Origin of the sequence: Ferroplasma acidiphilum (genome assembly GCF_002078355.1) — an archaeon.
In the GTDB taxonomy this organism is placed as follows: Archaea; Thermoplasmatota; Thermoplasmata; order Thermoplasmatales; family Thermoplasmataceae; genus Ferroplasma; species Ferroplasma acidiphilum.
Genome location: NZ_CP015363.1, coordinates 460953 through 475805 on the forward strand (window position 1 = coordinate 460953; position 14853 = coordinate 475805).

13 protein-coding genes are annotated in these 14853 nt (G+C 38.9%); 5 read left to right on the forward strand and 8 right to left on the reverse strand.

Annotated elements, in window-relative coordinates; genetic code table 11:
• Positions 1-19: 19 nt before the first annotated feature.
• Entirely contained in the window at positions 20-1948 is a 1929-nt protein-coding gene (locus fad_RS02525; protein ID WP_009887569.1) for a 3-hydroxyacyl-CoA dehydrogenase/enoyl-CoA hydratase family protein, read from the reverse strand.
• A 210-nt stretch (positions 1949-2158) separates the two neighbouring features.
• Between fad_RS02525 and fad_RS02530 the strand changes: the two genes are divergently transcribed.
• The 4 genes from fad_RS02530 to fad_RS02545 are packed head-to-tail and all read left to right on the forward strand — an operon-like array spanning position 2159 to position 6987.
• Positions 2159-3736 carry a long-chain-fatty-acid--CoA ligase gene (locus tag fad_RS02530; RefSeq protein ID WP_081141645.1) on the forward strand — a complete coding sequence of 526 codons (1578 nt, stop codon included), beginning with the start codon at positions 2159-2161 and terminating at the stop codon, positions 3734-3736.
• Between the two features lie 6 nt (positions 3737-3742).
• Entirely contained in the window at positions 3743-4918 is a 1176-nt protein-coding gene (locus fad_RS02535; RefSeq protein WP_081141647.1) for an acetyl-CoA C-acetyltransferase, read from the forward strand.
• Positions 4919-5998 carry an acyl-CoA dehydrogenase family protein gene (locus fad_RS02540; RefSeq protein ID WP_081141648.1) on the forward strand — a complete coding sequence of 360 codons (1080 nt, stop codon included), beginning with the start codon at positions 4919-4921 and terminating at the stop codon, positions 5996-5998.
• Between the two features lie 2 nt (positions 5999-6000).
• Positions 6001-6987: an acyl-CoA dehydrogenase family protein gene (locus fad_RS02545; RefSeq protein ID WP_009887573.1), complete on the forward strand. Its 987-nt coding sequence runs from the start codon at positions 6001-6003 to the stop codon at positions 6985-6987.
• A gap of 478 nt (positions 6988-7465) precedes the next feature.
• On the opposite strand, the gene fad_RS02550 is transcribed toward fad_RS02545, so the two are convergent.
• From fad_RS02550 to fad_RS02565, 5 genes are all read right to left on the reverse strand, one after another.
• Positions 7466-7942, reverse strand: a complete 477-nt coding sequence (locus fad_RS02550; RefSeq protein ID WP_009887574.1) for a potassium-transporting ATPase subunit C — start codon at positions 7940-7942, stop codon at positions 7466-7468.
• The gene (locus fad_RS02555; protein ID WP_423782660.1) at positions 7939-9999 is read right to left on the reverse strand and encodes an HAD-IC family P-type ATPase; all 2061 of its coding nucleotides are present in this window, start codon (positions 9997-9999) and stop codon (positions 7939-7941) included. The genes fad_RS02550 and fad_RS02555 overlap by 4 nt, the downstream gene beginning before the upstream one ends.
• Before the next feature lie 91 nt (positions 10000-10090).
• Complete coding sequence (kdpA, locus tag fad_RS02560; protein WP_009887576.1) at positions 10091-11752, reverse strand: potassium-transporting ATPase subunit KdpA; 1662 nt, start codon at positions 11750-11752, stop codon at positions 10091-10093.
• Positions 11749-11910, reverse strand: a complete 162-nt coding sequence (locus fad_RS09220) for a hypothetical protein (protein ID WP_009887577.1) — start codon at positions 11908-11910, stop codon at positions 11749-11751. The genes kdpA and fad_RS09220 overlap by 4 nt, the downstream gene beginning before the upstream one ends.
• A gap of 54 nt (positions 11911-11964) precedes the next feature.
• Positions 11965-12261, reverse strand: coding sequence for an Lrp/AsnC family transcriptional regulator (locus fad_RS02565; protein WP_081141650.1), 297 nt, complete (start codon positions 12259-12261; stop codon positions 11965-11967).
• 583 nt (positions 12262-12844) lie between these two features.
• Here fad_RS02565 and amrB point away from each other — a divergent pair.
• Positions 12845-13660 carry an AmmeMemoRadiSam system protein B gene (gene amrB, locus fad_RS02575; RefSeq protein WP_081141653.1) on the forward strand — a complete coding sequence of 272 codons (816 nt, stop codon included), beginning with the start codon at positions 12845-12847 and terminating at the stop codon, positions 13658-13660.
• Positions 13661-13715: 55 nt separating this feature from the next.
• Here the strand turns inward: amrB and fad_RS02580 are convergent, their stop codons facing one another.
• Together fad_RS02580 and fad_RS02585 are read right to left on the reverse strand one after the other, a co-directional pair.
• Entirely contained in the window at positions 13716-13901 is a 186-nt protein-coding gene (locus fad_RS02580) for a hypothetical protein (protein ID WP_148285747.1), read from the reverse strand.
• Between the two features lie 73 nt (positions 13902-13974).
• Positions 13975-14757, reverse strand: a complete 783-nt coding sequence (locus fad_RS02585) for a carbon-nitrogen hydrolase family protein (protein ID WP_148285748.1) — start codon at positions 14755-14757, stop codon at positions 13975-13977.
• Positions 14758-14853: the final 96 nt, after the last annotated feature.

Consider the following 14853-nt stretch of genomic DNA (forward strand, 5'->3'; position numbering starts at 1 on the left):
ATATTTATTATTATGGTTATTAATTCCCTTTGTAATCCGGTTTTCTTTTCTCAAGGAATGCCTTAACGCCCTCTTTCATGTCGTTTCCTGCATATAGCATGCCCATTGAAAGTGCTTCTTCATCAAGATTAATTGTTGCTGTATTATATATAAGGCGCTTGGCTACATAAACGGATGCAGGCGATATCTTCTCTGAAAGGTCTTTAGCAAGTTTCATTGTATTTTCTTCCAGCTCTTCTTTAAATAGTCTTGTAATTATTCCGTATTCATATGCCTTTTCACCGCTAATCCTCTCGCAGGTCAATATCATGTCCATTGCCCTGGAAATTCCTATAAGGTTTGGCAGCCTCTGGCTTCCTCCGTATCCAGGTATAAGTCCAAGGGATGTCTCGGGGAATCCTATTACCGAATCCGGCAAAGACGTTCTTATGTCGCATGCAAGTGACAGTTCAAAGCCACCTCCAAGGACATATCCACGCAGCTGTGCAATGAAAATCTTATTCATCCTGGTAATTCTGTCGAATATGCTTTCCCCTGTATTTGATATTTTCATAAACATATATGGATTGCTTATAAACTGTGACAGGTCTGCTCCTGCAGAGAACGCCCTTTCATTTCCTTTTATTACTACCACATTTACATCATTGGCTTCTTCTATGGCATCAAGTTGTTTGTCCAGTGCCTTCAGGAGCTCAAAGCTCATTAAATTATTTTTCCCATTTTTAATTGTGATCACACCAACCTTGCCATCTTTGCTATAATCAAGAATCCCTGATTTTTCTTCCTTTTTCACTTCAACAGGTTTTTTATTGAAAGACTCCTTCATTTTATGGGACTCTATAGTTTTTGATGGCTTAAAAACCTCTATTTTATACTGTTTGTAAAGGTTATTAAGTGTCTCAAGCACCTCATCGTTGCTCAATCCATTTGCCACGGTGATTGGCCCGAATGGCCTGTTTAGCCCGTATTTTACTCCAATTTCTATATCGTCAGGTACTGCAACCCCGTCTTCTATAAGCTTTGTAGCTTCGTTGATTTCCAGGGCAAACATATCCATAAGGCTAATTTTTTCGCTTTCGTTGGCATCCGGGATAATAGCTTTTCCATTTTCCCATTTGTATATGCCACTGCCTGTTTTAAGCCCGAGATGCTTTGCCTCTATGAAACTATCAAAGGCATGGCATTTTCCATAATCCGGAGACAGCTCTTTTCCATAATACTGGAGAGAATCAACAACTGTATCCAGGCCTACATAGTCGAACAGCTGGTAGGGACCCATGGGCAGCCCCTGGGATTTAAAGTATTTGTCAATTGCCTCAGGGCGGTCTATTTTATTGCCATATGCATTGCAGAGTAATAGCATCTCGGGGGCAGATATTCTGTTGACAACAAATCCTGCTTCATCCTTAAGGACTTTTATGGGCTTTTTCCCTATTTTTCCAGCCAGTTCATATATCTCTTCAACGTATTCCATGGAAGTTTTATCTCCCTTTATTACCTCAACAAGCTTCATGAGTATCGGCGGATTAAAGAAATGCATTCCAACAAGCCTTTCAGGATTTTTTATTTCTTCTCCCATTTCAGTAATTCTAATATTTGATGTGTTGGAGGCAATTATTTTATCCGTATTCTCTGCTATCTCCTTCAGCACCTTGACTTTAATATTATAAATTTCAGGTACAACTTCTATTGACAGATCTACATTTTTTACTGCTTCTCCAATATTATTAAAAAATTTGATATTGTCCAGAGCTGCTTTTTTAGCTGCATCATTAATCTTCCCCGATGCAATGAGTTTGTCCAGGCTGCCATTAATGCCCACTTTTGCCTTCTCTATAACTTCCGGATAAAAATCTTCCAGATTCACCTTATATCCATTTAATGCAAAGACTTCAGCTATGCTATGACCCATTACACCTGCGCCGATTACCGCTACCTGTTTAATCATGCTGATATATATTTTTTAACTTTAAATCCTTTTTCATTCAGAAATTATGTTTTGTAAAACACCATGTATAAACTTAAAAAAATACTTAATAACATAGCGGGAACAGGTTATTAAATAAAATTCAATATTTATAAATATCCGGTTTTTCTACGCAGGACAATGTTAACGTTGTAATGATAAAGCTTATAAAACAATAAATTATCATAACCTATGGCTGATTTTAAGTTAACGATAAATAATCTTCTTGATAGTGCAGTTCGGGCAAATGGAGACCAGAAAATTATCTATAAGGATTTGCAGTTAACATATAATTCATTTTACAAAAACGTCAAAAATTTTGCAGCCAATCTTGTAAAGATAGGCGTTAAACCCGGTGATAGGATAGCAGTAATTGATTACGACACTATAAATTACATGTATTGCTATTACTCTATTCCAATGATTGGCGCAGTGATACATATGGTAAACATCAGATATCCTCCAGAAATACTGTATTATACCATAAAAAATTCAGAGGATACCTATATTGTAGTTAATTCAGATTTTATGCCACTGTTAATGCAATTTAAAAATATGTTTGAATTCATAAAGGGTTTTATTGTTTACTCCGAGCACGGGCATGAAAATTATCAGCTCGACAATGTATATTATGCCGATGACCTTTTAAAAGACACAGATTATAATATCACACCTCCGGATGAGAATGACATGGCTACACTATTTTATACATCAGGAACCACCGGGCTGCCGAAGGGAGTGTATTACAACCACAGGCAGCTTGTGCTTCACAGCATGGCTACTGCAGAAGGCCTATCAGATGATCCAATATTGCTTAATAAAACATCTATTCTTCTTCCCCTTGTTCCAATGTTCCATGTACATGCATGGGGCATGCCATACTTCGCCATAATGAAAGGATTGAAATATGTGCTTCCCGGAAAATACGAATGGGACAGGATAGTGGAAACAATGGAAAAGGAGCATGTTACCAATTCCGCAATGGTTCCATCGATACTGTATCTGCTCCTGCAGGCAAAGAGGGGGCCGGAAGTGCTCGGCAAACTAAAGCTAAAATCAGTTATCGGTGGCGCAGCACTGAATGAAGGCTTAGCCAGATCTGCCGAGTCTATAGGCATGTCCCTTGTAACAGGATATGGGATGTCTGAAACCTGCCCTATCCTCACACTGGCCAGTTATACCAATGATATACTGCCCTTAAGCGAGGAAATAAAGGAAAAATACCGCAGAAAAACCGGTGTACCTGTTCCTATGGTCAACCTGCGTGTTGTTTACCAGGGAAAAGATGTAGCAAAAGACGATACGGAAATAGGAGAAATAATAGTACAGGCACCATGGTTGACAGCAGGTTACCTGAAAGACCCGGAGAAAACTGCAAAGCTATGGATCGACGGATGGCTGCATACAGGCGACCTGGCAACAATGGATAAATACGGATATATAAAAATTGTTGATAGGGAAAGCGATGCTGTAAAATCCGGTGGTGAATTTATCCCGTCAATGGTTCTTGAGGACCTCATAAGCACCGTTCCCGGAGTAGGAGAGGTTGCCGTAACCAAAAAATCCGATGAAAAGTGGGGTGAGAGGCCAGTAGCTTTTATAAAAGGAACAGCAACCGTAGAAGCCATAAAAGAACACATGCAGCAATTTGTGGACACAGGGAGAATAGCCAAGTTCTGGCTTCCGGATGACTATATATTTGTGGATGACTTTGAAAAGACAGGAACAGGAAAAATAAATAAGGTTGTACTTAGAAAAAAATTGGAGTGAGAGATAATGGAAGATGTATACATAGTTGATTATAGAAGAATACCCTTTTCCAGGGCACGTCCCAGGGACCCTGAAAAAGATGTTTATAATGATTTGAGAATGGATAAGATGCTGTCTGAATTGATCAGGCATTCTGTCAGTGAAACTAAGATAAACCCGGCTGAGATCGAGGATGTTATTACCGGATGTGCTTTCCAGGCAGGAGAAAACTGGACATATGGTGGCAGGCACCCTGTACTTCTTGCAGATCTGCCGGTCTCAGTTCCTGCAATGTCCCTTGACAGGGCATGCTCATCCTCATTGAACGCCACGGGCATAGGGGCTCTGGAAATTATGGCAGGCAAAGCAGGCATAATAATTTCGGGCGGAATGGAGCATATGACACATGTGCCACTGGGTGTAGATAACCAGTTTATAAAACCAAATATGGAATTGATGGCCAACCCGAAGTATTCAAAATTTAATATGAATGTATCATACAATATGGGATTGACCGCAGAAAAACTTGCCAAGCTAAGGAATATTTCCAGGGATGAAATGGATGAATACTCATACAATTCACACAAAAGGGCAGCAAAGGCTTATGAAGATGGTTTCATGAAAGGCGAAATAATGCCCGTTACCGTAAATGGAAATACAATAACCTCAGATCTGGGAATTAGAAAGGATACTACACTGGAGCAGATTAAATCACTGAAGCCAGCATATTCCGAAGATGGAATAATAACTGCAGCGAATTCTTCTTCCCTGAACGACGGCGCATCCATGGTTATGTTAATGTCAGGGAAAAAATTAAAGGAATACGGGCTAAAACCCATGGCTAAGATAGTGGACTTTGCAGCAGCTGGTGTTGATCCTACAATAATGGGCGAAGGGCCTGTTCCTGCTACAAAGAAGGTACTGGAAAGAAATAACCTGAAACCGGAAGATATAGATTACTGGGAAATAAATGAGGCATTTGCTGTTGTTGTTTTAAACGCAGTACATGCATTTAACCTGGACCTTAACCGTGTGAATATTCATGGAGGGGGCATATCTATAGGCCATCCATTGGGAGCAACAGGTGCCAGGATAGCCGGTACACTGGCGAGGACACTTGAGGACAAAAAAGGAGACCTCGGAATCGCTACATTATGTGTTGGCGGTGGGCAGGGCTATTCAATGCTATTGGAGCGTGTTTAAATGTTTGAAGAATATGATGAATACAGAAATAAAATCAGGGAATTCGCCCTGAAAGAATTTACAGAGGACGTGGCAGCAGATTATGATAGAAAGGAAGCATATCCTGATGAACTGAGAAAGAAATCACTTTCACTTGGAATAGTTGATATGCAGAACCCGGCAAAGGTAATGATCGGAATTGAGGAGCTCTGCAGGGTTGATGCCGGGCTTGGGATAGCTCTTACTACACCATATTTCGGCAGTGAAGTTATAATGCTATTCGGGAGCGATGCGCAGAAAGCCATACTTGAAGATGTTTACAAAGGAAAGTATATACTTGGTCTTGGTGTCACAGAACCATCGGGCGGAAGTGATGTGGCTGGATTGAAAACCACAGCAAAGAAACAGGGCAATAAGTATATATTGAATGGTTCAAAGATGTTCATTACAAATGGTTCAATAGCTGATTACCTGGTAGTATTGGCAAGAACTTCTGAAGATTCAAACCCCCACCATGGTTTGAGTACATTTCTTGTGAATACAAAATTGAAAGGTTTCAAGGCAAACAAACTTGTTGACAAACTGGGAGTCAGGGCTACAAATACAGCTGAGTTGCAATTTAACAATATTGAACTGAGTGAGGACGACCTTATAGGCGAGGAAGGAAAGGGTTTCTATTATATTATGATGTTTTTCAATATAAGCAGAATTTACGTGGCAGCACAGTCACTGGGAATAGCAAGAGGTGCATTTGATAAAATTAAGTCTTACATAAAGGAGAATAACATAAAGGACGAGGAATCAATGTTCAGGCTTTCCGATGTGGGCACAAGGATAGAAGCCACAAGGCAAATGACATACAATGCCGCTACATACCTGTTTGAATTCAAGCCAAAACCGGAATTGACCAGCATGGCAAAGGCTTATGGAAGTGAAACGGCAGTATATGCTGCAGAATCTGCCATGGAAATACTTGGCGACCACTCTGCATATGAAGATGTCCAGAGAATATTCAGAAATGCCAAAATAATGGAGATCTGGGAAGGGACAAGCGAAATAGAAAAGCTGGTAATTGCAAGGTATATATTAAAAGGTGAATAAAGATGAAAGAGGAAAATAATATTCTAAAGGAAACCGTAGCAGAATTCTGTGAAAAAAATCTCGATGAAAAGAAGATCGAAAACGAAGGAATTAGCAAAGCAACAACAGAACTTCTGGCTTCCCAGGGTTTTCTTGGAGCTACAATTCCAGCAAAGTATTCCGGTTCTGAACTGGATAATACGTCATATGAAATTATACTTGAAGAAATATCTAAATATTCACCTTCAGTAGCAATGAAAATTTTCATTTTAAATTCACTGTATTATCCCTCTGTAAAAGGTACATCTGCTGAATCCACACTAACAGATGCAGCATCCGGAAAGCTGGATGTTGCTGTTGATGTTATAGGTAATGGAAGTGATCTGAAGGAAAATTCAGGGAAACTTTCTGGAACATTAAAAAGTATTCTCGGTACAGATGCTGAGAATATTATATTATTCAATGGAAAAACATCAATGGTTTCAGGCAAGTTTAAATCAGCCGCTCGGGATTTCATGGGATTCCGAGGAATGAAATTCGGGGATGTAACACTGGATAATAGCATAACCATTCTTGATCAGAAAAGCAGGAAGGATAAAATTATAGAGGAATCATATGGCCCATTGTCTGCAATTGCACTTGGAATGATATCCGGGGCACTTCAAAAAGCCATTGATTACACATCTGTGAGAAAAGCCTTCGGCAACTATCTTAAGGATTTTGAACCTATTTCATTCAGGCTGTCGAGATTCAGATCCATAGAATCTGTTTTAAGAAGTGCCCTTTATGGTGGTGTAGACCCATATTATGCATTTAATCTGGCCATGGAATCCATGGTTGAAATTGCAAGATATTCTGTCAACACACATGGTGGGTATGGATATTTCCAGGATTTTGGCGTTGAGAAGTTTTACAGGGATTCAATAGTAATGAAATCTATATTTTATGGAAATCAGGAATTGAAAAAACTTGCCGAACACGTGTATTCTGAAAAAATAAATTTTGTTTAAATATATTATATTTTTTCATACAAGTTATTATTTTTATAGCGAATAATAAGCAATTGCCTGAAATTAAGTTCCTGATCTATTATTGAAATAATTTTTCTTTATTGCCTGCATTGTATTTAAATTAATCAGAAAATTATATGCCTGTAGGAGCAGGGGTAAAATAATCATGCCACTTTTAAAGGTTTCCCCGGGGTCCCCGGTATAAAAAGTCTATAGTATGATAGGAGCGATTGCTGATAATCACATAAGGAAGTTTTGAACTGTCCATTCCGTTTATTCCTGCTGAGATGAATTCCATCTATATGATAATTTCCATAAATCATTATGGGAATAATTATTAGAATAACAACCTTTGGTAGATAATTAAATTAAAAAGTGTTTAAAATTATTGGAACACATTAGAAGCTAAAATTAGAGTATGTTTGTACAGTTCGACTATGAATACTCTATTCAACGAAGCTTCCAATGTTATATTTACTTAACCTGTTGTTTTACAAACATTATTATAGATTTTATTGTATACGGCTATTTTGCTGTGGAACTCATCTATTATCTGGATATCCAGCTTCAATGCATTTACATAGGCTGTCCCGAAGAAGAATAGCGTGTGCCTTGTATTGTTGTGGATTAATCCATCCAGATAGGACAGAGATATATTTGTTGCATTGTGGATTACCTGTGCCTGGATAAGTGCGCTTGCCACAGTAATATCAGGGTCAACTCCAGAGGCTGAATTATTCCTCACATTGAACAGGTACTGTGAGTTATTAGTGGATTGCCCTATTAGATATGAGCCCACAGTTGTATTGTCTAATTTAGCTAATTCACCGTTTGCCTGGTATGGGAAAACACCCTGACCTATCCCGGTGACAACAGCGGGATATAGTAAACCGCAAATCAGGACAAGGATAACTGCCATGCGCAGGCTGCTTGAAATCATTTTTTTTGTTTTCATATTACACCTCCTAGAAATACCAGAACTATCGCAATAAGTTTTATACCTGCAAAGGGCAACAAAACTCCTCCCCCACCATATATGACCAGATTTTTAAGGAATAGCTTCAGTGTACTCTGTGGTTTGAATGTGGTTCCCCTGAGTGCCAGTGGTATCAGTGCCGGGATAACTGCAGCATTGAAAATCAAAGCAGAAAGCACTGCAATATGTGGTGAAAGGCCAAGGATATTCAAAGCTCCAAGAGCCGGGATGCTGGCAAACATTATAGGCACTATTGCGAAGTATTTGGCCACATCATTTGTTATGCTGAATGTTGTAATGGTACCCCTAGTCATCAGGAGCTGTTTTCCAAGCATCACCACATCGATTATCTTCGAAGGGTTTGATTCAAGGTCAACCATATTTGCAGCATCCTTTGCAGCAAGCGTACCTGATGCCATTGCAAGGCCCACATCCGCAGCTGCAAGGGCAGGAGCATCATTTGTACCATCTCCTATCATTGCCACAATCCTGTTCTCAGCCTGTTCATCCTTTACTTTCTGATACTTTGTCTCGGGCTTTGCCTGGGCAACATAATCCTCAATTCCCACCTCGCCGGCAATATTTTTTGCGGTAAGTGGATGGTCTCCAGTGATCATTACCGGCCTGATGCCCATAGTTTTGAGCCCTAGTATTTTTTCTTTGATTCCCCGTTTAATCACATCCTTGAAATATATAATCCCTAGGATATCTCCATCCATTGATACTGAAATGGGGGTACCTCCTTCTGATGTTATCCTGGTTACCACATCATCATATCCATCAGGGCATATTTTTGCGGATTCCTTGATCGATTCTGGAGCACCTTTCTGTATTGTTGTTTCCTGTGTCATGGGTGTCTGTAGCTCGAATTTTCTCCGGAATCTGTGCCTTTGCAGTATATCCCTCCCTCCTTTAAGCAGGGTAAAATCATCCGCATCGGTAAGTGTTATCCCGCTCTTTCTTGTAACTGCGCTGAATTCTTCCTGTACTCCTTCTCTCAGGGCATCATATTCCCTCGGAACGAATTTCTTCTTATATGCGAGTTCCAGGATGCTCTTTCCTTCCGGGGTATCATCGTTCCAGGACGATAGGAATGCGGCTTCAGCTAATTCCCTTTCTGTGTGGGTGCCTAGTGGAATAAATTCATAGGCTAGCCTGTTTCCAACAGTTATGGTACCCGTTTTATCAAGAAGTATCGTGTCTGTGTCTCCTGCAGTTTCTATAGCTTTGCCTGATTTTGCTATAATATTGTTCTTTGACATCCGGGTTATTCCTGAAATTCCTATTGCAGGAAGCAGTGCCCCTATGGTTGTAGGCAGAAGGCAAACATACAGGGCGATAAGCACAGAAAGATCGGCTCCAAGGTTAAGCAAAAGGGAGAATGCAATTAGAGATATAAGAATGATAGTAAATACGCCGGTTAACCCGATAAGCAATATGGAAAGCGCAAGTTCGTTGGGTGTTTTAGGCCTTTCTGAAGATTCCACCATCTTCACAAGCTTGCTGATATATGTTTCATCCGGGTTAACGTTAACAATGGCAACAATGGAATCACTTATTACCGTAGAGCCGCCTATAACTGTATCGCCCTTAGATTTTTTCACTCCAGCAGATTCCCCTGTGAGGAGTGATTCATCAACCATAGCGATCCCCTCTGTAACTTCAGCATCTATCGGAACCTGGTCCCCCTTTTCAATGAGTATTACATCTCCTTTCCTGAGTTCTGATGATTTTACAGATTCAATAGTTCTTCCACTGCCTTCATCTTCCTTTATTCTCTTTGCTATTCCTTCCTTCTCGAGCTTTTTCAGGCTGGCAGTAGTTACCCTGGATCTGGCTTCGGCAAAGGAATCAGATACTGTACTGAACCATACTGTAATAAGAAGAATCGCCGCAACATCTGCATAGAACATTCTGCTGCTCTGATGTGCCAGATGGGGAAATGCCCCGGGAACTATTGCCATAAGGAGAACGACAAAGAATGACAATTCAACCACGAACATAACAGGATTTCCTATAAGCCGGGCAGGGTTCATCCTCAGGATCGAATCCTTTATAATAAATGCCCAGCTGATATGTCCTTCAGGGTTTCCTGATTCCTTTTTACCTTCAAAGTTTTTATTTTTATTAAAGAGCATTTCCTATCCCCTCCAGATGCATAAGAATTGGGCCAATGGCAAGAAATGGAAAGAACGTAAGCACTGCCAGTATAAAAATGCTTACGATCAGTATCGCAGGGAAAACCAGGCCATCGGTTCTAAGCGCAGCCTCAGAGCTTCTCTTTTTTTCATGCATTCTACCGGCAATGGCAAGCATTATAAGTATAGGAATAAATCTTCCAGCCCACATCACTATTCCTGTGGAAACGTTGAAAAATGTTGTGTTCGCCTGTGTACCCAGATAATCTGATCCATTGTTGGCTGCAGATGAAGTAAACTCATAGAGGATCTGTGTGAAACCCACAGGTCCACTTCCCAACCCAATTCCATGTACCGCTCCTGTAGCATATGCCAGGGCAGTTGGAACGAGTATTATTATAGGGTGGGCCAGGAAAGCTATGACGGCAAGTTTAACATCGCCAGCAGTTATCTTGCCACCCAGATACTCTGGGGTTCTGCCTGCCATTAATCCTACAATGAACACAGTTATGATAATATACATAAGCATGTACATAGCTCCGACCCCAATTCCACCTGGCGTTGCCTGAATAATCATTCCCATGAATGCTGCAAGAATTACAAGAGGATGCATTGCAGCCAGTGAAGTGTTTACGGAGCCCGTGGTGAATGCCGTTGTTGTTACTGTCCATAGAACTGGAGAAAATCCGCCAAATCTGGTTTCCATACCTGCTCCCAGCGTTGTAACAGGTATCAGGGCTATTGCCAAATCAATAGCATAAAGTGTGTATGATGCCAGGAGAATGGTTCTCCCCTCATTTCTATTCCGCAACATCCCTCCAAAAAGGAAAGGCATTGAAGTCGGAATTAACATCATCATTCCCAATTCCACATAATTGGAAAGCGGGCCTGGATTCTGCAAAGGATATGCAGAATTGGCACCGAAATATCCACCACCATTGGTACCCAACTGCATGATGGAAACCAGAGAACCAACAGGCCCTACCTTAATTATCTGTGAAATTCCTGAAAGACTTGTTGTCAGATCGTATCCGGATAGAGATTGCGGAACTCCCAGGGCTATAACTATAATTGCTCCTATTATCGATAGTGGAAGGAGAACGCGAGTTATACTTCTTATAAGGTCGACATAAAAGTTTCCGAGCTTTGACTTTTCATCTTTCTTACCTACAAATCCCCTGAAAATCGCAACAGCCACAGCGAGTCCAGTTGCTGCTGAAGTAAATTGGAGGGACTGGATTCCTGCCATCTGCCCGAGATATGAAAGTGATGATCCCCCGGCATAATGTTGAAGGTTAGTATTGGAAGAAATAGAAAGGGCAGTATTTAATGCCAGTGGCCATTTCAATCCAGCAAATTTCATGGGATTCAATGGCAGTACTCCCTGGAATGATAGCACAAGAAATGAAATAATCGCTGTGAATATGCTGAATATAAACAGGGAGAGAAAATATTCCTTCCATCCCATTTCCTGATTTTTGTCTATGCCTAGAATTTTGTAAATAACATTGTCAACTGGATCCATTATTTTATCAAAAATTGTTTTGCCGCTGTCATACACACCCTGCAGGTATTTAGCAAGAATCCATGCAAGAAGGACAACTATTGCCCAGACAAGTGCAATAATAAGAAAATAGTAAGGTCCAATCATGATGGTTTCCCCTCCAGCCTTTCAAAGTACACTAATGCAGTATCTTTACAATATCGATCCTCTGTCAAAGCCTTCTCAATTTCACGGTTAAATGAAATTTTCCTCAATATGCCTTTTAAATTATATCCAGTTTTTGTTTTACTATCTTTGTTATACATAATATCCTCACATTTACATTTTCCTGAAAAAAAACTCACTTCAGGGTGGGTTAATTACTGTTTCCTATCTGACCTAGGTCCTTTATCTGAGGTCAGCACTATAGAACTAACTACGCTCTTGATTCCAGGTATCTTCATAATTTTATTTTTCAGAAAATCCCTGAAGTCTTCTATATTTCTAGAACTAATAACTGTTGCTATATCGAATTCGCCTGTAACTTCGTAGACTTCCTCTACCCGATCAAGTCGGCAGAGTTCATTAACAACGTCTTCTATTTTTGTAGTATCTACAAAAACATCGACTATAGCCGTAACAGGTTTTTCACTCGGTGGCTCGCTTTCTGTACTCATATTTCTCTGCTGATAATATATATGAAATATTTAAATGTTTGGACATATGCTGGAATATCCCAGAATAACCCTAGGGAACACGAGATTTCTACGAAATAGTATAATAACACCTATCGTCGATATTACAATTTTCATTTTATCACAATATGATTTTAAAAGAGGGGCGTGAAGTAGCTAACTTCATCTTTATACTAGAACTTGTAAAAATATTAACTTTTAAATGATCATTAAATAAGATTAAAATCATGAATTGCCGATATATGAAATATCTATCAATTGGTTCATGATAAAGAATTGAATAATAAATATTATTAAAATATTAAGAATAAAATATATCTGTTCCCGGCCTATGGCCCCAGTATAATGCATAAATGAACCTGTCTTTAGCATAAATTATTTTTATGCGCAACCGTGGGTAGAATGGATCTGGGCTATCCTTCCTTTCTATATACACATTGAATTTTTCCAAAGACTCTCTGTCAATTTTTAAGTGAATTGCCAGAGTGCTCCACATTTATATATAATCATAATTGGAGTTTAAACCTTTATATAAACTTTATATAAATAATAGTAATTCTTATATATGGATAACACCAGAGAACCACACGTATCGGGGGGATTCTATCCGGATGACTATGAAGCACTTATGGATAGTATTAAGGGTTCCATGGATATAACAATGCCTGATATTCGGTATAAAAAACTCATAGGGGCCATAGTTCCACATGGCCAGTATATGTATTCCAGCCATACAGCTGCATATGCATACAAAATAATACAGGAGAGCAAAAAAAGGACATTCCTTATAATCGGGCCTAACCATTCAAAATTTCCTGCATATCCTGCCATATATCTGGATGGTTACTGGAGTACTCCTCTAGGCTATGCAAAGGTTAATTCCGAATTATCTGAGAGGCTGCTTTTGAAATCTGATATTATCCATGACGATAAGGAAGCACACATAACAGAGCATTCAATAGAAGTCCAGCTTCCATTTTTACAATACCTTTTTAAAAGTAATTTTACCTTTACACCATTAATACTTGGGAATCAGGGAGCAGCTATTGCCAGAAACATAGCAGAGACCATTGAAAGCCTGGAGGAAAAACCGTTTGTGCTTATAAGCTCAAATTTTAACCATTACCTCCCATATGATAAAAACAATGAGCTGGATCAGATTTTAATAAATGACATACAGGAAATGCGTACACTAAAATTTTACCAGGATATTGAAAAATATGGCATTACTGCATGTGGTTATGGGGCTATTGCCATACTTATGTTAATTACCAAAAATATGAAAGGGAAAATAGCCCTATTAAACCATAGCAATTCCGGCGATTACAGCAAGGATAGAAAAAGGGTAGTTGGTTATTCTGCCATGATAGCATATAAATGACAGGGATAATATTTGCGATAAATAATAGTTCGTTAATTTTAAATATATGATAAGATTAAAGTTCCGATTGCTGGCTTAATAATTTTTTCATTGACAGTGGTATATTTTTCTCAACTATGTGTTTCATGCTCATGTGCCTGTTAGCAATGTATGCATCAATGAATTCATTGCTAATATAATACACAAGAAGAAAATCTATTATAACTTCATTATCATCAAGCCGCTCTATTTTATCAAACATATGATCACATGAAATTTTAGTAACAAGATACTTAGAAATCTCCCGCCTTATTATAATATATATCATAGAGCACTCACAGTTTATATAATTCCGGCCTCCTCTGTTTTAAAACCGGCATTTTTTTCCTTACAGTTGATATCCTGTTTGTATCAATGATCGAATAAATAATATCTTCATCTTCTGCTGCCCTATTTATTATAGCTCCTATGGGGTCGGTAAATGTAGTTATGCCAGTAAAGCCACCGCCAATCATGTTAGAAGTAGCCAGGTATGTTGTATTCTCTAGTGCCCTTGTGGATACAAGTGATAACCATTGCTCCTCTTTTATAGGGCCGGCAAACCATGCTGAAATCAGTATAACCATATCCGCATCATTAAGTGAGTAATTCCTGAAAACCTCAGGAAATCTTATATCATAACATATTAACATCCCAAAATTTATATTTCCTATTTTCGAAATTTTAAATGGTCCATTTCCATATGTATAAATATCGGATTCCCGGTATCCAAAAGCATCGTACAGATGCGATTTTCTGTAATAATTTAATAATTCACCATCGTTTACATATACGGCAGTATCGTAATAATTATGGTCGTAGACCTCATTGATGCCAGTTATTATGCCGATTTTATTGGTTCTGGATATCTCTTTTATCCTTTTTATATAATTGCCATTAAGCACCTCCGCATTTCTTATTATAGCATCCTTATACTGTGAATAAAACATATAATATTCTGGAAATACTATTAAATCAGCGGAATTTGCAGCCGCAGTGCCAGCATAATATTCAATATTTCTTAAGCTTACATCCTTGTCTGCTACAGGCTTTAATTGTGTGAGTGCTATTTTTACCATAGCATATATAACCTGTATTAATATAAAAATCATACGCATATTCCACTTCTATGCAGTTACCTTCTGGAAATTTCTATATCGAGAGTTTAATTATAA